18 protein-coding genes and 1 riboswitch are annotated in these 21,074 nt (G+C 43.6%); of the genes, 16 read left to right on the plus strand and 2 right to left on the minus strand.

The window, feature by feature from the left end; all coding sequences use genetic code 11:
* The first annotated feature begins 65 nt into the window (after nucleotides 1–65).
* Both NOM01_RS09540 and NOM01_RS09545 read left to right on the plus strand, forming a co-directional pair.
* Entirely contained in the window at nucleotides 66–1,241 is a 1,176-nt protein-coding gene (locus NOM01_RS09540) for a transposase (protein WP_255748280.1), read from the plus strand.
* 155 nt (nucleotides 1,242–1,396) lie between these two features.
* Nucleotides 1,397–2,869: an MDR family MFS transporter gene (locus NOM01_RS09545; RefSeq protein WP_255748281.1), complete on the plus strand. Its 1,473-nt coding sequence runs from the start codon at nucleotides 1,397–1,399 to the stop codon at nucleotides 2,867–2,869.
* A gap of 616 nt (nucleotides 2,870–3,485) precedes the next feature.
* Here the strand turns inward: NOM01_RS09545 and NOM01_RS09550 are convergent.
* Nucleotides 3,486–4,343 (minus strand): DMT family transporter, encoded by an 858-nt coding sequence (locus NOM01_RS09550; RefSeq protein ID WP_255748348.1) that lies wholly within the window; start codon nucleotides 4,341–4,343, stop codon nucleotides 3,486–3,488.
* Nucleotides 4,344–4,601: 258 nt separating this feature from the next.
* Between NOM01_RS09550 and NOM01_RS09555 the strand changes: the two genes are divergently transcribed.
* The 7 genes from NOM01_RS09555 to NOM01_RS09585 all read left to right on the plus strand — a co-directional run bounded on the left by NOM01_RS09555 (nucleotide 4,602) and on the right by NOM01_RS09585 (nucleotide 12,375).
* On the plus strand, nucleotides 4,602–6,269 hold the full coding sequence (locus NOM01_RS09555; protein ID WP_255748282.1) for an alpha-keto acid decarboxylase family protein: 1,668 nt from the start codon (nucleotides 4,602–4,604) through the stop codon (nucleotides 6,267–6,269).
* 387 nt (nucleotides 6,270–6,656) lie between these two features.
* On the plus strand, nucleotides 6,657–6,890 hold the full coding sequence (locus NOM01_RS09560) for a glutaredoxin family protein (RefSeq protein WP_255748283.1): 234 nt from the start codon (nucleotides 6,657–6,659) through the stop codon (nucleotides 6,888–6,890).
* Between the two features lie 179 nt (nucleotides 6,891–7,069).
* Complete coding sequence (locus NOM01_RS09565; RefSeq protein ID WP_255748284.1) at nucleotides 7,070–9,538, plus strand: FAD-dependent oxidoreductase; 2,469 nt, start codon at nucleotides 7,070–7,072, stop codon at nucleotides 9,536–9,538.
* Nucleotides 9,539–9,692: 154 nt separating this feature from the next.
* Complete coding sequence (locus NOM01_RS09570; protein ID WP_255748285.1) at nucleotides 9,693–9,956, plus strand: metal-sensitive transcriptional regulator; 264 nt, start codon at nucleotides 9,693–9,695, stop codon at nucleotides 9,954–9,956.
* 46 nt (nucleotides 9,957–10,002) lie between these two features.
* The gene (locus NOM01_RS09575) at nucleotides 10,003–10,323 is read left to right on the plus strand and encodes a rhodanese-like domain-containing protein (RefSeq protein ID WP_255748286.1); all 321 of its coding nucleotides are present in this window, start codon (nucleotides 10,003–10,005) and stop codon (nucleotides 10,321–10,323) included.
* A gap of 89 nt (nucleotides 10,324–10,412) precedes the next feature.
* Entirely contained in the window at nucleotides 10,413–10,715 is a 303-nt protein-coding gene (locus tag NOM01_RS09580; protein ID WP_255748287.1) for a rhodanese-like domain-containing protein, read from the plus strand.
* A gap of 13 nt (nucleotides 10,716–10,728) precedes the next feature.
* A complete protein-coding gene (locus NOM01_RS09585) occupies nucleotides 10,729–12,375 on the plus strand; it encodes an FAD-dependent oxidoreductase (protein WP_255748289.1) in 1,647 nt (548 codons plus the stop codon).
* Between the two features lie 99 nt (nucleotides 12,376–12,474).
* Here NOM01_RS09585 and NOM01_RS09590 read toward each other — a convergent pair whose 3' ends face one another.
* Nucleotides 12,475–12,798, minus strand: coding sequence for a DsrE family protein (locus tag NOM01_RS09590; RefSeq protein ID WP_255748290.1), 324 nt, complete (start codon nucleotides 12,796–12,798; stop codon nucleotides 12,475–12,477).
* 344 nt (nucleotides 12,799–13,142) lie between these two features.
* Here NOM01_RS09590 and lgt point away from each other — a divergent pair, with 344 nt between their 5' ends.
* The 7 genes from lgt to NOM01_RS09625 all read left to right on the plus strand — a co-directional run bounded on the left by lgt (nucleotide 13,143) and on the right by NOM01_RS09625 (nucleotide 21,070).
* On the plus strand, nucleotides 13,143–13,946 hold the full coding sequence (lgt, locus tag NOM01_RS09595; protein WP_255748291.1) for a prolipoprotein diacylglyceryl transferase: 804 nt from the start codon (nucleotides 13,143–13,145) through the stop codon (nucleotides 13,944–13,946).
* Between the two features lie 724 nt (nucleotides 13,947–14,670).
* Entirely contained in the window at nucleotides 14,671–16,233 is a 1,563-nt protein-coding gene (locus NOM01_RS09600; RefSeq protein WP_255748292.1) for a ClC family H(+)/Cl(-) exchange transporter, read from the plus strand.
* A gap of 34 nt (nucleotides 16,234–16,267) precedes the next feature.
* Nucleotides 16,268–16,334, plus strand: a riboswitch (Fluoride riboswitch).
* A gap of 81 nt (nucleotides 16,335–16,415) precedes the next feature.
* Entirely contained in the window at nucleotides 16,416–17,033 is a 618-nt protein-coding gene (locus tag NOM01_RS09605; protein WP_255748293.1) for a DUF190 domain-containing protein, read from the plus strand.
* 28 nt (nucleotides 17,034–17,061) lie between these two features.
* Nucleotides 17,062–17,463 (plus strand): fluoride efflux transporter CrcB, encoded by a 402-nt coding sequence (gene crcB, locus NOM01_RS09610; RefSeq protein ID WP_255748295.1) that lies wholly within the window; start codon nucleotides 17,062–17,064, stop codon nucleotides 17,461–17,463.
* Complete coding sequence (locus tag NOM01_RS09615; protein WP_255748296.1) at nucleotides 17,453–17,824, plus strand: fluoride efflux transporter FluC; 372 nt, start codon at nucleotides 17,453–17,455, stop codon at nucleotides 17,822–17,824. The genes crcB and NOM01_RS09615 overlap by 11 nt, the downstream gene beginning before the upstream one ends.
* Before the next feature lie 470 nt (nucleotides 17,825–18,294).
* Nucleotides 18,295–19,101, plus strand: coding sequence for an SDR family oxidoreductase (locus NOM01_RS09620; RefSeq protein ID WP_255748297.1), 807 nt, complete (start codon nucleotides 18,295–18,297; stop codon nucleotides 19,099–19,101).
* Nucleotides 19,102–19,144: 43 nt separating this feature from the next.
* Nucleotides 19,145–21,070 carry a BglG family transcription antiterminator gene (locus tag NOM01_RS09625; protein ID WP_255748298.1) on the plus strand — a complete coding sequence of 642 codons (1,926 nt, stop codon included), beginning with the start codon at nucleotides 19,145–19,147 and terminating at the stop codon, nucleotides 21,068–21,070.
* Nucleotides 21,071–21,074: the final 4 nt, after the last annotated feature.

Consider the following 21,074-nt stretch of genomic DNA (forward strand, 5'->3'; position numbering starts at 1 on the left):
TGTTTCAATAATAGTCATATCACGAACGTATGTGCTATAATTAAGCTATGAAAAGAGGTGAAAGCATGCCCTTAAAAGGACTTAAAGTACGTATCTACCCCAATAAAAAGCAGAAGCTACTCATCCAAAGTAATTTTGGCTACAACCGTTTTGTTTGGAATCAAATGCTCCATATGCTGATTGAACGGTATAAAAATAATCCAAAAACTCCTTTTTTGAATGCCTATACCTTAAATAATTTGCTTCCGGCGTTGAAAAAAGAGTATCCTTGGCTAAAAGATGCAGAAAGTACCAGCCTTCAAGCCACCAATCATGATTTAGTCGAAGCCTATAAAAAGTTCTTTAAACAAAAACATGGATTTCCCAAGTTTAAGTCAAAGAAGTCTTTCAAAAAATCCTATCAATGCAAATGCGTCAATCAGAATATGAAACAGGTCGCAACACACTCGATCCAATTGCCGAAGTTAGGCAGGCTTCGCTTTAAAGCTGGGAAACCCATTCCAAAGGTCATTAAATCGGTAACTATTCGACAATCGTTTACTGGAAAATACTACGCCATTCTTCTTGTTGAAGACGAAAACCAAGCCTTCACGAAGACGAACGCACGTATTGGTCTTGATTTGGGAATCTCTGATTTACTTATTGGTTCGGATGAACAAAAGATTCCCAGTATTCGCTTTGACAAAAAACAGGCAAAAAAGCTGCACGAGTGGGAGAAACGACTGGCTCGGCGTCGTCTGCACGCACAAAAAGCTATGGCTTGGGACAAACACAATCAGGTTCTTCAGCCAAGACAGCTCGCCGACTTCAAAAACGTGCAAAAAGCCAGATTAATGGTGGCGAAACTCCATGAAAAAATGGCCAACCAGCGTCAGAATTATTTGCATCAGATCACCACAAAACTAGTGAAAAACTATGATCTGATCGCCATTGAAGATCTGAAAACCAAAAACCTTCTTCGCAATCATAAATTGGCACGGGTGATTGCGAACCAAGCTTGGGGAGAAATTCGCCGAATGCTTGAGTATAAATGTTCTTGGTACGATAAGCAGCTTATTGTCGTCAGTCCATATAAGACCTCACAGATTTGTTCCCATTGCGGGCATGATGATGGGAAACACGAACTTGGTGTCCGTGAATGGACGTGTCCACATTGCGGGGTGCACCATGACCGCGATGTTAACGCTGCAAAAAACATCTTAACTTTGGGCTTGGGACAAGCCTTGGTCAAAGAGTTGTAACCTCTGCTTTTGCGTCCTCGGACAAAAAAGTAAGTCTGCAATGTTCCCAGAAGCTCGGTACTTTAAGTACCGATGTAGTTCACTGTAAACATTAAATGAAAACAGGTCAATAATGAGGTCACGGGATAAATGGTAAGTAAAATGGAGGATGAAAGATGGCTTTAAAGAAAACATCAGACATTCGTTCTGATCAGGCAACGTCGATAAAAGCGATTATTGCGCCGCTTCTCGCAATCATTGTCGGTATGTTTATGGTTATTTTGGATGGAACGGCAATGAATGTTGCCCTTCCCGGACTTGTAAAAGATTTTGACAGCAAGATTTCTGTTGTTCAGTGGGCGGTAACAGGGTATGCGCTAGCCCAAGCAGCGGTTATTCCGCTTGCCGGATGGCTTTCCGACCGCTTCGGGGCAAAGCGGATTTTTCTCTTTTCGGTAATTATGTTTACGGTTGGATCCGGGTTATGCGCGCTCTCTACAGGCGTTGAGCAGCTGATCATCTTCCGAGTGCTTCAGGGTCTTGGCGGCGGTATGGTCGCGCCGATTGCGATGGCCTTTGTTTACCGGCTCAGTCCAAGGGATAAGGTTGGGGCTGTGATGGGCATGATCGGTATTCCGATGCTGCTTGCTCCGGCACTCGGCCCGGTTTTATCAGGATGGCTCGTTGATTATGCGAGCTGGCATTGGATCTTCCTCATTAACCTTCCTGTGGGTGTGCTCGCCGTTATTGCGGGCATTCGTACGATGCCGAATCTGGAGCGTCAATCTGTGCCTGCACTGGATTTTCTGGGCATGATTCTCGCACCGATTGCTTTTGCTTCAATTGCCTATGGTGTGAGTGAAGGCGGGACAAGCTGGACCTCTGCTAAGACAATTACAGGATTGGTCGTTGGAGGCATCGCGCTGATTCTGTTTATTATTGTGGAACTGCGGCGCAAGCAGCCGCTATTAGAGCTTCGCGTCTTTCGTTCCGCTGACTTTACAAAAGGGATCATTGTTCAATGGATCACACAGATTGCGTTGTTCGGAACGATGTTTCTCATTCCTTTGTTTCTTCAGCAGGGTAAGGGATTCAGCGCGTTTGAATCCGGCCTTGCCGTTCTTCCGCAAGCGATCGCAGCCGGTATTTTCATGCCGATTGGCGGACGGTTGTTTGATCGTCTAGGCGCGCGGCCCGTCGTTATTACTGGTTTAGTATTTATTACATCAGCTGCCTATCTGTTGTCGGGAATTTCAGCGGAAGATGGATCAAGGGCATTGATTCTTCCACTGGCACTGCTTGGCGGAGGAATGGGCTTATCGATGATGCCGTTAAATACACATATTATCCAGGCTGCCCCGCAAAATATTGTCAGCCGTGTCACGTCGCTGACAAACGCTGCTCAGCAGGTCATGATGTCTTTCGCGGTTGCAGGATTATCGACCATTCTTTCACAACGAATGGAGCAGCACTTGAAAGATGGCAGTCAGCCGCTTCAGGCACTGTCCACATCCTTCGGTGACACATTCTTTGTGTTAATGGGGATCGCAATCGTCGGGATGATCCTGAGTCTCATGCTGAAGCGTCCGAAAAAAGATACCGACGGAACAGAATCTTCAAAAGCGCCGGTCGTGGCAGAGCAACATTGATTATAGATAGTAAAAAATGAAAACAGGCAGAGAAAATCGAAAGATGATTTTCCTGCCTGTTTTTTGTAACAAGGAAAGAGAGCTATCGTTTTGCCTTGCTGGCAAGACGATATGGTCATAAAATACTGATTCCCAATCCGCACTTATCGGTTGGGCGATCAGATAGCGCCAAACCTGAAATAGACGGAAATACTCCGCTTAATTAGAAAATGAACGAAAAAATAGCTTAAATAGACGGAAAAATTCCGCTTATCGAATCGAAAAACGTGAAAATGGAGGGTTTTGCTTTGCAATAAGCGGAAAAATTACCCTTATTTACTGGCGAAACAAGCTCCATGATGAATATAACCGGAAAATCTCCGCTTATTTTACTCGTTAGTTAATGAAGGAGGGAATGCTTAATGAAAACAGAAGTGTTTGGAAAAATATTTTCCAGCAAAACGCAAAAATTTTGAAAAACCCGAACCCTCCATTTTTTGTTCCTATAGGAATTAGTTTTGATCGAGATAGGCAATTTTATCATTAATAACCGCTGCTTTAAAACAAGTAAGATCATATCAAATTGAAATAGTGGCCTGATAGGACATTAAATGCACGTTCTTCAGATCATAAGGTGCTATTGTTGAATGTCCGTTTTACTTCCTGAATCTGCAGGTTCGCGCTTAATGAATGTATAGGACAACGCGATAAAGATCAGCAGTATACCCACGATCTGCAGAAAAGTGGGAACAAATCCGGTGATCACGACATCAAGCAGGATCGCGACGAGCGGGTCCAGATAGGTAAGTGCTGAGAGAATAGGAGTCGGAAGCGACCGAATGCTCTCATAAAAAAGCAGATACACCACGCCGGTGTGGACGACGCCGGTGAAAATGCTATAGAACCAGTTGGCAGCGGTTAGCTGAGCGTATAAGGAATAATGGACAAAAGGCAGCAGCATGATCACACCGATAAACGTCTGAATGATCGTTACTAAGTAGGGACTGGCATGCTTGATGTACTTTCCGGTGATGATCACCAGCGCGTAAAGACATGCGGCAATCAAGGCATAAACCGGTCCGGCAACCGATGTTCTGTTCATGAGGTCGCTTGGACGGACCCCTGAAATCAGTACGGTGCCAATGAAAGCAAGCGTCACTGCGCCAACTCCGATCCATTTGATCCGATCTTTGAAAAAGATCCACCCGATTACTAGAACAAGGATTGGAGCTAAGTTATAAATTGAGATGGCGACGGTGATTGCCGTTTTTTCAAAAGAAGCAAAGAAAAAAATCCAGTTCAAGACAAGAAAGATGCCGCCGATTATGATGGTGGTCATCTCTTTTTTCTGCCACTTTTCTTGCTTGTAGTGCCCGCTGATCAGCCAGAAGGCGGTGAGAAAAACAGTCGCGCTGATACAGCGAACAAAAACCAATTCCATAGACGGAAGACCAGTCAAACGCGAGAAAAAACCAATCGAACCAAAAATGGTCATGGCGATGCTCAATTTTATAAAGGCTGATTTGTTCACAGAATCATTTTCTCCTTCAAGCGGCCTTACCTTCGAACGCATGGCAACGCTTATCTCTGATGTCGTTTTTTTTATTATAAAGGATCGTTTCGTAGTGGTACAACTCATCGATCCGTTATCTCGAAACACCCGGTAATCGGAGCTATGGACGCTCATACATATCTCTCAACCGCTTGGTAAAAATAAGCTGCATGACAACTTTTTTATCTAGGGGGCAGAGCTATGCAGGTCGGTGAATTTTTGTTTGAATGCTTGAAAAACGAAAACATTACAGACGTTTTCGGGGTACCAGGTGATTATAATTTCTCGCTGCTCGATCAACTCGAAAAGGATGGAGAACTTAATTTTGTCCATTGCCGGAATGAATTGAATGCAGGCTACGCTGCCGACGGCTATGCGCGAGTGAAAGGAATCGGCGCGCTGATCACGACATTCGGCGTTGGTGAAATGAGCGCATGCAACGCGATTGCTGGTGCGTATAGTGAATCGGTTCCGATCATTCATATTGTCGGAGGTCCGAAAGCGATGATGCAGACGCAGCACAAGCTGATGCACCATACCTTGCTTGACGGAAATTTTGACACGTTTAAAAAAGTGTATGATCAGATTACAGCCTATGCGGCCGCCATCACTCCGGAAAATGCCGGTGTTGAGATCCCCAATGCCATTGCTAAGGCGCGAGAAACAAAGAAACCCGTTTATTTGACGATACCTACGGACGTTGTGACCGCACCTATGACATCAAGAGCGGGAAATCCGAAGCGAAAGAAAACGGATAAAGCTTCATTAAAAGAAGCGGTCCGAATGATTACTGCTCGCTTGCAAACCGCCGAACGGCCCATTATCCTTCCCGATGTTTACGCGATGCATTATGGACTTGGGGAGCAGGTAGAAGAACTTGCTCAGAAAATGAATGTTCCGTTTGTCACAATGATGATGGGGAAAGGGGCTTGTGACGAGAGTCTGCCAAATTATGCCGGCTTTTACTGCGGCAAACTCAGCAGTAATGAAGCGACTCGGAAGCTTGTTGAATCCTCTGATTGCGTGCTCGCGTTCGGAGCGGTATGGAACGATTACAATACCGGACTGTTTACCGACACTATTGATCCGCTCGCGATCATTAATGTGATGCCTAATTATGTTCAAATCGGAAAAACAATTTATCCGAACATCATCATTGATGACATGATCGACGCGTTTCCGGCTGGGGACCATTCATGGACATTGCCGCAGCAGTCGGTGTTTCCTTTTGATCAACAAAAGACGGATGATGGCGCACTATCTGCGGACGACTATTATTCGCAATTCCAGACGATGTTCCGCGAGCGGGACATTATTGTCACTGAATCCGGAACATTTGCATGGGGCTTGGCAGAGACTCGACTGAAAAAAGGCGTCACCTATATCACTCAGGGAGGTTGGGGCGCGATCGGCTATGCGCTGCCAGCCGCTTTCGGCGCATGTGTCGCTGCCCCGAATCGACGTGTTCTGCTCTTTACGGGTGAAGGCTCGATGCAGATGAACGTTCAGGAACTAAGCTCAATGCTGGAAAACGGCTGCAAGCCAATCATCTTTGTACTAAATAATAAAGGCTACACAATCGAAAAATATATTAACACAGTAAAAAGCACCGTTTATAACAATTTTCCTGATTGGGATTATGACAAATTGCCTGAGGTATTTAAACATGAAGCATTTACCGTTCAAACGCACACGACAAATGAACTTCGTCAGGCCGTTGCTGAAGCTGAAAAAAAGTGTGCCAAACAACTTTGTATCATTGAAATGATGGCCGATCCAATGGATGCGCCTCAGATAATCCATCGAATGCATGAGACAGTACTGGAAATGGAGAACAAGAGCAAGGGTCTGCTTTCTGTTTTCAAATAAATTGAATGTGAAAAAAAGAGCCGGTCATAGATCTCGAATTTTTCGAGTCGATGACCGGTTTTTTCGTTGTCTAGAAAATTATAAAAAATCGACTTGGCTAACTCTCCTTTAAACGATTCATAGCCTAAACTCATTTAGGCATGTTTCCTGAATCTAATCGAGAAGATAGGTGGTTCGTACTCATCAGTAAATAATTCATTATACAATTAAGAAAAATCTTATGAGCAAAATAGTTTTCTGTATACCCGTATGGGTATATACTATAGATGTAATAGAAATTTTATATTTGGTCTTGAGGCTATGAGGCTAGCATCAGCTTGCCAGTGATGAACAGTTAAATTTCTGATCTTTTAAGAGCTTAAAAAAATTTTAAAGGAGTTATGAACGATGAATGAAATTACTGTGTATACAACCAATACTTGTCCTTATTGCCATATGGTGAAAAATTTTCTGAAACAACAGGGACTACCATTTAAAGAAATCAATGTGCAACAAGATCAGATTGCGGGCCAACGTCTTGTGGAAACAACCGGACAAATGGGTGTACCACAAACAAGTGTTAATGGTCAATGGGTACTTGGATTTGATCCTAATCGAATCATGAGTTTTGTTCATGCATAATCTTGCTTGACCGGCAATAGGTTGAAGAAATCAATCATTGACCAAAAAGAGAAAAGGAAACCCTCTTCTCAATTTTTGATTGTTGAGAAAACCTTGCACCATTATACCCTATGGGGTATAATGGTGCTGAACATTGGCGGATTCATCGCCATGAATACATGCACCCAGGAGGTCTCATTGTGAAACAGCGAATCATTATTGTCGGCGGCGTTGCCGGCGGTGCAAGTGTAGCGACACGGCTCAGGCGATTAAATGAAGAAAATGAAATTGTCATGTATGAAAAAGGCGCTTACATTTCTTTTGCTAATTGCGGGCTTCCATATTATGTCGGCGGTACGATCCGTGAAAAAGATGCGCTGCTTGTCGAATCGGTTGAGAACATGGTCAATGAATTCAATATTGAGGTGCACAACAACACAGAAGTGATTGATGTAGATCCGGATAAACACACCATTTCTGTGAAGGACGTGTTGAATGGAGAGGAGTCAACGGATCATTACGATCGTTTAATTCTTTCAACAGGTGCCCGGCCGATTGTGCCTAAGATTCCAGGACTTGATCAAGCGGATAATGTTTTTTCTGTACGAAATATACCCGATGTTGAACGTATTAAAAATTATATCGATACTCATAAAGTGAGCAAGACTACTGTGATTGGCGGCGGCTTCATCGGATTGGAAATGGCTGAAAATCTCGTTGATCTTGGACTTGAGGTCACAATTATTGAGGCCAGTCCGCAAGTTATGGCACCGCTTGATTTTGAAATGGCGCAATTTGTCCATGAACAGATCGAACTTAATGGTGTCAAGCTCATCGTAAACGATGGGGTTGCTCGCTTTTCTGATAATGGCCATAAGGTTGTGCTAAGCAGTGACAAAGAAATAGACACAGACCTGACGGTGATGTCCATCGGTGTTTTGCCTGACAGCAGGTTGGGACAAAAGGCCGGTGTGAAGACGGGCATTAAAGGCGCGATTGTCGTTAACGAGCATTTTGAAACAAGTGTTCCAGATATATTTGCAATTGGCGATGTGATTGAGGTTAAAGATTTCATTACAGGAAATCCAACGTTAATTCCGCTCGCTGGCCCAGCCAATCGTCAAGGAAGATTTCTCGCTGACTATCTGAATGGATTGGATGCTAAGAATCCTCCTGTACAAGGAACAGCTGTGGCCAAGGTTTTTGTACTCACAGTAGCGACGACTGGAAAAAATGAGCGCCTTTTGAAGAAGGACGGCATCGCTTATCAGGTGATTCATTTACACCCGAATTCACACGCCGGCTACTATCCGGGTGCAGCGCCAATAGAATTAAAAGTTATTTATAATGAACAAGGAAGAATTCTCGGAGCGCAGGCGATCGGTACGGAGGGTGCGGACAAACGAATTGATATGATTTCTGCGGTAATGCGCATGAATGGATCGATTGAAGATCTTCAAATGATCGAAGTGGCCTATGCGCCGCCTTATGCATCAGCGAAAGATCCTGTCAATTATGCAGGTTATATCGGCGCGGATATACGAAAAGGTTTAGTGAAAACCGTTGAGTGGCATGAGGTCGATGCGCTTCTAGATAAAAAGGCGTATTTCTTAGACGTGCGCGAAGATTTTGAACTTGCTGCAGGAAAACTGCCGGGTAGTCATCATATTCCTCGGGGCGAATTAAGAAGACGGCTTAATGAACTTCCTAAGGATCAGCCGATTTATGTTTACTGCTCTGTTGGGCTTCGCGGCTATAATGCGGCCCGTATTTTAGATCTGAATGGTTTTGATGTGTACAATCTTGACGGTGGATTGAAGACTTATGAACAGGCTAAATATCAAACAGGTGCATCGCAGTCTCGTGTGTCACATGCCGTGAAAACAGAAGCAGCTTCAGCGGCAGCTGAGCAAGCACCACAGTGTACAAAAATTGAAGTCGATGCGTGCGGGCTGCAGTGTCCGGGTCCGATTCTCAAAGTAAAACAATCCATCGATAAAATGAATAATGGCGATTTGCTACAAGTTCAAGCGTCGGATTTTGGTTTTCATAAGGACATTGTCTCCTGGGCAAATGCAACAGGCAATCAATTGCTGACCAACGACATTGTCGGAAGTAAAGTTGTTGCGACGTTGAGGAAGGGGCCGAAAAGCAATAGCGAACCAGCACCAACCATGATACAAGATGCATCCAGTGCTGGCGGCGCCACGACGATGGTGGTTTTTGATGGCGATTTGGATAAAGCGATCGCAACATTTATTATTGCGACCGGAGCGGCTGCAATGGGCAAACCGGTTACACTCTTCTTCACTTTCTGGGGGCTAAATATTATTAAGCGGCATGCCAATACGAAGATCAGCAAGTCGGGAACCGATAAACTGTTCAGTATGATGCTGCCGAAAAATGCGAATCATCTGCCACTGTCGCGAATGAATATGGCCGGCATGGGACCGAAAATGATTAAAAAGGTCATGGCTGGCAAGAATGTTGACAGTCTTGATGTGATGATCGAGCGTGCGAAACAGCTTGGGGTAAAAATGGTTGCCTGCACGATGAGTATGGATCTCATGGGCGTTGCACGTGAAGAAATCATCGATGGTGTTGAATTTGGCGGTGTTGCCAGCTATTTAGGCGAAGCAGCAAAATCAAATGTGAACCTATTTATTTAATCAAATCAAATCATTGAATAAGCCCCCTTATTGATAAGGGTAGGTCATAGATTAAACGCGTAGGTGCGAGATTCCTGCGGGATTGCTCCGATTTGCTTGGCTTTAAAAAATAAGTTGAATAATATACCTGTATCGGTATAAAAGGAGGCAGCTCATGGAGTATACAGCACAAATGACCAATCGATTGAAACGGATTGATGGGCAAATCCGTGGAATTATTCACATGATGGAACAGGGTGAAGACTGCCGCAGTGTGGTCACCCAGATGACGGCTGCACGGTCAGCAATGGATCGTGCACTGGGTCTAGTCATTGGCAAGAATCTTGAAGCTTGCTTGCGGGAACAGATTGAAAACGGTGAAGAGTCAGCAGAATCAATCATAAACGAAGCGGTTCAAATGCTGGTGAAAAGCCGTTAAGGGATCATGATGAAGTGAATCCAACGGCATAAGGAGGAAATCAGTCATGAGATGCATGTTCTTTTGTAAACCCAAAATTAAGAAGATAAGTACTTCAGAGCTAAAGGAAGTCTATCTGCCGAGTAAAAAGGGTAACTATTTTCTTGACGTACGCACAAAAGCAGAATTCAGTGGTCAGTCAATTCCGGGTTTTGTCAATATTCCATTGCAAACCCTGCACAATCATCTCAATAAGATTCCGAAAGAAAAAGAAGTGGTTGTCATTTGTCAAAGCGGTATGAGAAGTTCGATGGCCTGTAAGCTTTTGAAAAAAGCAGGCTATGAAAAAGTGACTAATGTGCGTGGCGGAATGAATCGCTGGTTTTAATTTTTTATTGGGAAAGATATACCCACATAGGTATTCAAATGCGCGGTTTTTGATAAAAAATAAAAAATTGTTTCAAGGAGGAAACCTGCATGTATGAAGAGTGGACACCCGAAGAAGTAGAGCAACGGATACGCAGTCATGCGCCTGTAAGTATTATTGACGTTCGCGAACCATTCGAATTTGTTGAGGGGCACATTCCTGGTGCCAAGAATATTTCGGTTAATAGAATCCAGAATCGACTCAATGAAATCAATAAAAATCAAGAACATATCATTGTTTGTCATTCCGGAAGCAGAAGCGGTGTGGCTTCTGCCATTTTGTCCGCAAGTGGATTTAAGGTCAAAAATATGACAGGCGGGATGATGAGCTGGCACGGACCGATCGAATTTTAAGGAGGGAAACTCAATGAAATACGTCATTATTGGAGGAGTTGCCGGCGGTATGTCGGCAGCCACACGTCTGCGCCGATTGAATGAAGATGCGGAGATTATTGTTTTGGAACGCGGACCTTATGTTTCTTTTGCCAATTGTGGGCTTCCCTATTATATTGGGGGAGTGATTAAAGAACGGTCGAAACTGCTTGTGCAAACGGCAGAAAAGCTGTATCAACGTTTTCGTCTGGACGTGCGGACGGAAAGCGAAGTGACGCGTATTGATCGAGAACAAAAGAAGGTGGTCATTGGTCATCATGGAAAGACTTATGAAGAGACCTATGATGTGCTGATTCTCTCAACAGGCGCGCACCCGATGCGTCCGCCAATTGAAGGAATCGACCAAGCGGACAATTTGTTCACGCTGCGCGACGTTCCGGACGCTGAACGTATTGTTCAGTATCTGCAGCAGCATCAAGCGGGTCGTGCGGTGATCGTTGGTGCCGGCTTTATCGGCATTGAAATGGCCGAGAATTTGGCAGAACGCGGAATTAAAGTGACGATTGTTGAACGAGAGCATCAAGTCCTTCCTCCGCTTGATCCGGAAATGGCGATTATGATCGAAGCTGAACTGAAAAAGCACGACATTGAGGTGCTCAAAGGAAAAACAGTAATGGGCTTTGAGAAAAAAGGTGCGGTTCTTGTTCTCGATGACGGCACGCGCAAGCAGACGGATCTGACGCTATTATCGGTCGGTGTTGTTCCAGAGTCATCCTTAGCTGATCACGTGGGCTTGGCGCTTGGCATTCGTCGAAGCATATCGGTGAATGATCAATTACAGACTAGTGATCCAAACATCTATGCCATTGGAGATGCAATAGAGGTTGCTCAAACTGTCGGCGGTCGGGCAGCAGTTATACCGCTTGCTTCTCCGGCTAATCGGCAGGGGCGCATGGTTGCTGATATTTTAAGTGGGATGAAACGTAGTTACAAGGGAACTCTGGGTACATCCATAGTGAAAGTCTTTGATTTGTCTGCAGCTGTAACCGGATTGAGTGAGAAACTATTGCAGCGATTCAATATCCCCTACGAAGCGCTGCACACGAGCCCGCCGGATCATGCAACCTATTATCCGGGCAGTTTGCAGATGACGCTAAAGCTGCTCTTTGATCCTGAATCTGGAAAGATGCTGGGTGCACAGGCGGTTGGCGAGAAGGGAATCGATAAGACTATTGATGTACTTGCCACAGCAATTCATGGACAGATGACTGTCAATGATCTGACCGAATTGGAACTAGCTTACGCTCCGCCATTTAGTTCGGCAAAAGCACCGATTAATTTGATCGGCTATGCTGCAGAAAATTTGTTGGACGGCAATGTGCAGAATATTCAATGGAACGAAGTAGATCAGCTTGTGAAACAAGGAACGATACTTATTGATGTTCGGACAGAGCAGGAATATGGGAACGGAACCATCCAGGGGGCTATGAACATTCCTTTAGACGATATTCGTGAACGGTTAAGTGAGATACCGAAAAATTGCGACCTGATTGTGACGTGTCAGGTAGGCCTTCGCGGCTATCTAGCGGCGCGTATTCTTGCTCAGAAAGGCTATTCGGTAAAGAATCTGGATGGAGGCTACAAACTGTACCATAACGTTTTCCCGGAAAAAGTAAAGTGACAAGATTCTGATAAAAATCAATCATATCTGCCGATTAAGTGGATCTGGTCTATTAAAAGAATGGGAGGACACCTGTAGTAAATCATAGGTATCCTCCTTTCACGGCTTAATGTATGCGTAACCACTGCTTTGTTTTTCCACTAATTCAACAACTCCTGCGGGAATAACAGATACAAATGCAAATAGTTCTTCCTTAAGTATGTGATGCGCATTCAAGGCATTCCGGCAGGCAACAAACTGAACGCCCTGATCCTTCAAACTGTTCATCTGATTGATAAATTCTTCAGACTTATAGCCAATGACAGCCACACCATTAGCCAGCACTTCGACCTCAGCGGTCATATCCGCCAGAAGGTTTTTAACATTTCCAAGCAGCAGAGGCGACTTTTCTTTTTCATCGATATGGAAAATGACATGATCCATAGTTCCCGTCTCCCTCCACTTCGTCTTTCTGTTTAATATAATACAACAGTCTTTGATAATACGAGAAATACGTCAAATTTTTTTAAAACCGTACATAGGCTTAATAAAAACCAGTTTTTAATTCATAGGTGTGTTCCATTGAGCGATTATCGCCTTTTTCATAGAAAGAGATGATCTTGATACAGTGGTTACTCTAATCGTTTTTTCTATTCTGATCATTAGTTTTATATTGGTAGAATGGCGCAGTCTTAATAGACTAGAAGATTAATATGATACAATTTATTCGATAAGTAGGCGAAAAATCTAAAGTCAACAAAAAATCGTTGAAGTGGAGGAATAAATCTTTGACTGTTCAACCGTTAAACCCGGTCGCTATTCATCTTGGTCCGATTCAAATTTATTGGTATGGTATTATTATTGCCTGCGGTGCGCTGCTTGGTTTGATGATTGCTTTGCGTGAAGGCGACAGAAGGGGTATTCCCAAGGATACATATGTCGACCTTATTATGTTTGCCGTACCGATTGCCGTCATTTGTGCACGTATTTATTATGTTGCTTTTGAATGGTCTTTCTATTCGCAACATCCGTCACAAATCGTTGCTATATGGAACGGTGGCATTGCTATTTATGGCGCTTTGATTGGAGGGGCAGCCACGACGATTGTATTTTGTCGTATGCGTCATCTGTCGTTCTGGAAGATTGCCGATGTTATTGCACCGAGTGTGATTCTCGGACAGGCACTTGGACGTTGGGGCAATTTTATGGATCAGCAGGCTCACGGTGGTCCGACGACCCGAGCTGCGCTTGAGAATATGCATCTTCCGGATTTTATTGTCAATCAGATGCTGATTAACGGCACCTATTATATTCCGACGTTTCTATATGAGTCGGTCTGGGATATTGCAGGATTTATCCTCCTCCTTATACTAAGGCGGGTGAATTTGCACCGTGGTGAGCTTTTTATGTCCTATATCATTTGGTACTCGCTCGGTCGCTCGTACATTGAAGGTCTAAGGACAGACAGTCTGATGCTAGGGCCACTGCGTGTCTCTCAATGGCTGGCAATGGTACTAATCATTATCGGTGTCGGGCTGATCCTGTTCTGGAGAGTGAGAAAAGAGAAACGTCCTTATTATCTTGATACTTGATCATTTCATGAGCTAATAGCACAATCAGTTATGTTCTTATAAATGTGAGATTAATTCTTTGATTCATAGTTATTAGACTATGAAATATAAACCGGCTCTTGCAGTTAAATAGACTAAAAAATAGCCATAAAACCTGAACTGCCCCCCTTAAGTTGGACAAATGAAAGTTCAACTTAAGGGGGGCAGTTTATTTAAGGGTGGTTTTGATTACTCGATCTATTGTATTTTGTGGTGTGGTTTACGTTAATATAATCGCAATCAATTTTATTTGAGAGAGGTAATCTATGCCCAACAAAATATCTGTTTCACAGGCACGTTGTGAACTGAAAAGTCCAAATAGGAGGACGTACTGGCCGCGGACGCTCAAGGTCATAAAGATGAAACAATTGAAAAAGGGATTATCTCTTTAACAAATACTTAGGGGCTTCACATGCTGTTTCAACACGAAGAACATCTGGCAACACGCAAAAAGAAGGGAAGGACTCGACGGCGCTGATCAGAGTTAAAAAACAGTGCCGGCAGAATGTGAAACCGACGATTGCTTATCTGCCGTGTGATAGATAGCGGCGATGAGCGCTAAACTTTCTTTTAAGCAAGGTACCATCACCTGATCTTTTTGTGGATTAAATGCTGATAAATTTTTTCTGTCACAAGGCAGGTGAAGAATTATAATGAAGTAATGAAATTGAACTAATGCTACAAGTAATTGAAGGGAAGTGATGAAATGAAACCATTGAACGAAAGAAAAATTCGAGGAAATTCTGATGCGACTCGACTGTTATTCATTATGGAAGGACTGCTTGTCGGTTTGCTGGCAGGCGGAGCGGTCAGTTTATTCCGCTTGTTCATTGAATTATCCTTACATTTTTGGCAATATCTCTATCGGATGGTGCCGACACATCTTTGGTTAATTGCTGTCTTTATTCTCATTAATGGTATCCTCGCGTTAATTATTGGCATGTTCGTTCGTTCTGAACCCAATATTATGGGTTCAGGGATTCCTCAGGTAGAAGGGCAGCTTGCCGGTGATATAAAAATGAATTGGTGGCAGATTTTATGGAGAAAATGGATTACCGGGATACTTGGCATTGGTTCAGGGTTATTTCTGGGTCGGGAAGGTCCTTCTATTCAATTAGGTGCCGCGATTGGTCAGGGCGTGGCGGAACGAATAAACTCAATTGAATCGTCGCGGCGGGTTTTTATTGCGTGCGGTTCTGCGGCTGGTTTATCCGCAGCTTTTAATGCGCCGATGGCCGGAACGTTGTTTGTATTGGAAGAGGTCTATCACAATTTTTCTCCCCTTGTGTGGATGACGTCTTTGGCGGGGGCCATTGGCGCGGATTTTATCTCGTCAAACTTTTTTGGACTTGTTCCGGTGCTTCAACTCCACTATCAGGCAAGTTTCCCACTTTATTTGTATGGGCACCTTATTTTACTGGGCGTTGTGCTGGGCGTGCTTGGTTTTGTTTATCAAAAGGTATTGCTTTTTATGCCTCGTGCCTATGCGGCAGTTGCACCAAAACTGCCCCGTCATTTTCACGGAATCATTCCCATGCTGCTTGTGATACCAATTGGAATTTTTTTGCCGCAAACCCTTGGCGGGGGAAATCAGTTGATTTTAGATGTTCGTAACCTTCCATCGGTTGTTTGGATTCTTTTCTCATTGTTTGCACTTCGTTTTATCTTTTCGATGGTTTCCTACGGATCGGGCCTTCCCGGTGGTATTTTCTTGCCTATTTTGACTCTTGGTGCGCTGATTGGGGTTGTCTATGGTACATTAATGGCGCAGCTCGGATTGATGCCGAAGATTTATATTATGAACTGTGTCATTTTTGCCATGGCCGGTTATTTTGCGGGGATTGGCAAAGCACCCTTTACGGCAATTATTTTAATAACTGAAATGGTGGGAAATCTTGAACACTTGATGCCGCTTGCAGTAACCTCATTTGTTGCCTATGTTATTGTCGATGTACTTGGCGGCGCGCCAATCTATGAATCACTTCTAGAGCGGTTGAATCTGGGGAAAAAGTTAAATCAGCTGAGCGGTAAAAATGACCGATTGGAGTTTCCGGTGTTTGCCGGCAGCCAATTGGAAAAAAAGCTCATTCGTGATATCCATTGGCCAAATGACGTCTTGCTCATTGGTATTCGTCGTGGTGAGCGCGAAGTGATTCCTCATGGAGATACGTTGATTCATTCAGGGGATACGCTGATTCTGTTGACAGATCGCAATGAGCGCAGCAAGGTTAAGCGGATGTTGCACGAAATGAACACAATGGGTACATGATTCAGTTCATAATTTGTGCTACAATTAAGGCAATAATTTAATCGGTGATGATGTTCGCCATTAACCGCTGTACATTTGCAGCTGATAACGTCTGTCTCATTCCCCGTAAGATGGGGAGTCATTGAGGCAGGCGTTTTTTAATTGTTACCATTTAAACAAGTTAAAAATAGAGGCGATAAAAGATGGAACAGTTGCTGAGAATAGTTGTTAGTGAAGAGATGGGAGTGAAACAATGGCTGCTTCGTTTCCTATGGGAAAAGGGGTTCCCCGGGCTGACCATTCGACAAAGTGAGATGAGCCTTGATGAAAGGGGTCTACGGCACGTCAGTGTTCTGGAGGACCAATTATATAATGATTTGGCACTTATTATTGAGACAGTAGCGGATGAAACGTTGATTACATCGATATTGCCGCAATTAAAAGAACGGCTGAAGCATGGGCAAATTTGCGTCACAAACGGATTGGAGGGTGATAAGATGAATGAACATCGCTATTATACAGTGAAGGTGTATACGAAAGAAGATAATACATGGTTCAAAAAGGAAGAATACGAAAAAGTGTTGCTTTTCTTTCAAGAAAAGAACGCGATATGGACATCCATGACCAAAGGAATTGCCGGCTATGGCAGGAATCGAGTGATTCATACTCAGAAAATGTTTTCGTTGAGCGGCAAAATACCGGTTGTGATTGAATGCGTTGTTAAGGGTGACTACTTGAATCAATTGCTTGCCGAGTTAAAAACAATTGTTGAAGAAGGAACCATTTTTACAACGCCGGTTCACTTAATTGAAAATAAATAGAAATGATTAAAATGGGGAGGATTTTTAGGTGTATTATGTATTTCTTGTGATCTTCGGCATACTTGGGGCGATTTCTCGCTATTCAATTAGTCTTGTGATTCACGACACGGCGTTTCCATTGGCAACGCTCTTGATCAATGTCCTTGGCTGTTTTTTACTTGCATTCATCACTCAGTTTTTGTCACGCATCCCGAAACTGTCAAGCCGATTGGTAACAGCGATTGGAACTGGATTCGTCGGTTCCTTCACCACCTTTTCAACGTTTTCACTTGAGTCGATGCACTTAATTCAAACCGGACAACTATTCGCTGCCTTCCTATATCTTTTGATGAGCGGATTGGGCGGATTTATGGCATGCGGGCTCGGTTACCGATTTAGTAAGTGGCTTCTGATTCGTGGAAGAAAGGGCGTGCTCCAACATGCTGATTAATTATTTAATGGTTGCGCTAGGCGCTTCATTTGGCGTTCTTGCTCGAGTGATGCTTTCCAATGAAATAAAGCGTAGATGGACGCGTGTGTTTCCATTGGCAACATTCATTGTTAACTTGAGCGGTGCGTTTGCGTTGGGTTTGCTCAACGGAGTTGGTGTAAGTCCGACGCTTTCGCTGCTTCTCGGTACGGGATTTATGGGTGCCTATACAACATTTTCTACCTTTAATGTGGAAAATGTTGAGTTGAGCAGACGGAAACATTATTGGTCGCTCTTTTGTTATGCAGGTTGCTCCTACGTGTTTGGCCTATGTGCGGTTTATGCGGGTATTCTGATTGGGAATGTTGTGCAAGGAGGATAATTGAAAGATAGTGCCGGAGAAGTTAAGAAAGCTTCTTCGGCACTTGAACGTTCAGCGTTCGTGACAGTCTCCGGGCAATTAGCAGGTCCGCCTTCTTTAGACGAATAGATCGTTGCCACAGGTGCTGTTGATGATAATTGACTGCTTTCCCTTGTAAATCGGCCATTCCGAGAAGGTTAGGAAAAAATCATAATAAAAGCGATTTCAAATTTGCTAATCAGTGTGATTGCTTCTTAATAACGAACGGTCTTCATTCATTTGCAGCTTGAGATTCGGCAGAATTTTCGTGACACGTATTCATACAATTCATTTCCAAGACATGAGAAAAAGTCCGTATTAATTATTTATGTAAGCGCTATTATAATTAAACCGTAAAGAGATAAGCATGAATCAAGATCATGTTAGTCAATTTGTTAAAAATGACTGATATGAAGATTCAAAAAAGTTTTAAAATAGAGGAGAGATTGAAAATGGTTAATTCTTCATGGCTTGGATTAAAAAACAAGGTAATCATTGTGACAGGCGGCGCATCCGGAATTGGCAAACATATTGCGCGTACACTTAAGGATACAGGCGCCCAGGTTGTTGTAGGTGATCTGAATGCGGAGACTGGTTCGCAGGATGAAGAAGGAATTTACTATGTTCAGCTCGATGTTACAAAAAAGGCAAGTGTTGAGCACTTGGTTGATCATGTAGTCGCTAAATTTGGAACTGTTGACGGACTTGTCAATAATGCGGGGATCAATCTTCCAAGATTGCTGGTCGATTTTAAAGGTGAAAAGCCGGAATATGAGCTGGATGAAAAAGCATTTGACCTCATGATCGGCGTGAATCAAAAAGGTGTATTCTTCATGACTCAGGCCGTTGTTCGAGAATTTCTAAAGAAAGGCTCCGGTGTCGTGGTGAATACGTCTTCTGAAGCCGGCATGGAAGGATCAAATGGTCAAAGCTGTTATTCTGCAACAAAAGCGGCAGTTAATGGATTTACGCGTTCATGGGCAAAAGAGCTTGGCAGCCATCATATCCGTGTCGTAGCAGTGGCACCCGGAATTAATGAAAAAACAGGACTAACAACAGACGCTTACAATGAAGCGCTTGCCTATACAAGAAACATTACGGTTGATCAGTTGGGAACGGATTATGCGAAAGCCATTCCTCTAGGCAGACCGGGTCGACTGGACGATATCGGTAATTTGGTCACTTATCTGCTGTCTGACCGCGCCGATTATATTACTGGAACGACGATTAATATTACAGGCGGAAAATCGAGAGGCTGATCATCGCCCGCCTCTCCGAGTTCGGCAATAAGAGGGGAATAAAATGAGCAGATATACGCAAACTGATCGTCTCTCAATTATTGTGGGTGAACTCCGAAAAAAAGAATTTGTGTCGATAGAAGATTTGACTAAAGAACTGTTTGTGACGGAACGAACAATACGAAATGATGTAACAGCGCTCAATCACGAATTCGGCAAGACAGCCGAAATCCAATTAAATAAAGGACAGTATGCGATACATGTCTACCGCGATCAGGCTTACCGGAGCATTGCAGAAGCATTAACTAAAGATCAAAAAACATCGGACTCGCCTGAAAATAGAGCGAAACGTTTAATCGCACAGCTGCTGGCAGCTAGTGTTCCGATAACGATGGATGATCTATCTGAACAATTAAGCGTCAGCCGTTCAACATTGGTCAATGATTTGACACGATTGCGTGTGACTCTTGATTCCTATGAATTAGTAATTAAGGGAAAACCTAATCAAGGCATCCAATTGCAGGGATCAGAGTGGCATAAGCGGCTCTATATTTTGCAAAACAATGATCATGTACTCGATCAGCCATTGGACAATAAAATGCATGATTTGGTTCGCCAATTCGCCGTCACGTTTTCGCTTGCGGAAACAACGGAACGTGAATTTGCCCGGTATGTCAGTATTGTCCTCCGGCGCTCGGCTCAGAATCCGTTGATACAGAACAGTGATGATTTTGATCAATCCTACATTGTGAAAACAAAAGAATATGAAAGAGTAAATACGCTGGCAGATCAGCTGGAGAAACGCTCCGGCAGTCTTTCCGCCGCGGAACGGGCTTTTCTAACGATTCCGGTATTGGGCAGGCGTTCGCCGGTACATCTTCCGACGGCCACGGCGGCTCCATTGCCTGAATCAATTTTGCAGCTTATCAAAGATATTGAGCAGCGCGTAAAAGAACAACTGAATATGGAAGTCAGCTTTAATAAGATCACCAAAGAGCTAGGCTATCATCTTATGTTCATGCTGAATCGATTAGTTTTCGGTGTGAGCATCCGGAACTCTCTGATGAATGAGGTTCATGAGAAATATCCGCTTGCTTGTGAGATTGCCGCCATTGCCCATGAAGTAATTGATGAACGTTATCAGATTCAAGTGACGGATGAGGAACTCAGTTATCTTGCCTATTATTTCGGCATTGTAATCACAGAGAATCAGGAGCATCTACGCAGGCTTAAGCGTGTTGCGATTGTCTGCGATACGGGAAGAGGATCAGCACGCATCATAGCGATGCAGTTGAACAAAATCTTGCCTGACCATGTGGAAAAAGAACTCTTTTCGTCTATAGCAGTCACCAAGGACTTGCTCGAACACTTTGATATGATCTTTTCCACAGTCCCTTTGCCAAGTACGGTGCAGACACCGGTTATTGAAGTAAACGATATCTTTGATGAGCGGGAACTTGCGCAAGAAATTAAGAAACGCTGTGCGCTGGACAAATTGCAGATCAAGGGTAATCAAACCACAACATCGATCATCAATCGTTTACTGAATGACGATCAATTCTATGTTCTGTCCGATCAGAAATCCTATAGCGAGAATCTGGTATTTATGATTAACCACCTAATGAAAAAGCAACTCGTTGATTCTGGATTCAAGGCGCGGCTCTTGAAAAGAGAGAAAATGAGAGCATCCATTTTTGACCAAGGCATTGCCTTCCCTCATACGATTAATCTGGGAAGTGCGGAGATCGTGCTTTCCGTAGGCATCTATCCGACCAAACAAAAAATCGGAGAAAATGAGATTCGTATGATTTTTCTTTTAGGTATACCGGAAAGCCGGCACAATGAAACCTTACTCGTTCAGTTGTACGAAGAAATGATAGCGCTTGCGAAAAATCAAAACTTGCTCGATAAAGCTTCTGAAGAGACAACATGCTCAGAGATCAGAAGACTGATTAAAAAAAGTCTACAGCAGCAACATCAACCATATTGAGGGA

Origin of the sequence: Sporolactobacillus sp. STSJ-5, from assembly GCF_024385605.1 — a bacterium.
GTDB lineage: Bacteria > Bacillota > Bacilli > Bacillales > Sporolactobacillaceae > Sporolactobacillus.

What these genes read in the sequence shown, in the direction of transcription:
- NOM01_RS09560 (WP_255748283.1), top strand. Translation starts at nt 6,657, where the DNA reads ATGAATGAAATTACTGTGTATACAACCAATACTTGTCCTTATTGCCAT.
- NOM01_RS09540 (WP_255748280.1), top strand. Translation starts at nt 66, where the DNA reads ATGCCCTTAAAAGGACTTAAAGTACGTATCTACCCCAATAAAAAGCAG.
- NOM01_RS09615 (WP_255748296.1), top strand. Translation starts at nt 17,453, where the DNA reads ATGCTGATTAATTATTTAATGGTTGCGCTAGGCGCTTCATTTGGCGTT.
- NOM01_RS09620 (WP_255748297.1), top strand. Translation starts at nt 18,295, where the DNA reads ATGGTTAATTCTTCATGGCTTGGATTAAAAAACAAGGTAATCATTGTG.
- NOM01_RS09625 (WP_255748298.1), top strand. Translation starts at nt 19,145, where the DNA reads ATGAGCAGATATACGCAAACTGATCGTCTCTCAATTATTGTGGGTGAA.
- NOM01_RS09605 (WP_255748293.1), top strand. Translation starts at nt 16,416, where the DNA reads ATGGAACAGTTGCTGAGAATAGTTGTTAGTGAAGAGATGGGAGTGAAA.
- NOM01_RS09580 (WP_255748287.1), top strand. Translation starts at nt 10,413, where the DNA reads ATGTATGAAGAGTGGACACCCGAAGAAGTAGAGCAACGGATACGCAGT.
- NOM01_RS09550 (WP_255748348.1), bottom strand. Translation starts at nt 4,343, where the DNA reads ATGACCATTTTTGGTTCGATTGGTTTTTTCTCGCGTTTGACTGGTCTT.
- NOM01_RS09590 (WP_255748290.1), bottom strand. Translation starts at nt 12,798, where the DNA reads ATGGATCATGTCATTTTCCATATCGATGAAAAAGAAAAGTCGCCTCTG.
- NOM01_RS09585 (WP_255748289.1), top strand. Translation starts at nt 10,729, where the DNA reads ATGAAATACGTCATTATTGGAGGAGTTGCCGGCGGTATGTCGGCAGCC.
- NOM01_RS09545 (WP_255748281.1), top strand. Translation starts at nt 1,397, where the DNA reads ATGGCTTTAAAGAAAACATCAGACATTCGTTCTGATCAGGCAACGTCG.
- NOM01_RS09575 (WP_255748286.1), top strand. Translation starts at nt 10,003, where the DNA reads ATGAGATGCATGTTCTTTTGTAAACCCAAAATTAAGAAGATAAGTACT.
- NOM01_RS09570 (WP_255748285.1), top strand. Translation starts at nt 9,693, where the DNA reads ATGGAGTATACAGCACAAATGACCAATCGATTGAAACGGATTGATGGG.
- NOM01_RS09600 (WP_255748292.1), top strand. Translation starts at nt 14,671, where the DNA reads ATGAAACCATTGAACGAAAGAAAAATTCGAGGAAATTCTGATGCGACT.
- NOM01_RS09555 (WP_255748282.1), top strand. Translation starts at nt 4,602, where the DNA reads ATGCAGGTCGGTGAATTTTTGTTTGAATGCTTGAAAAACGAAAACATT.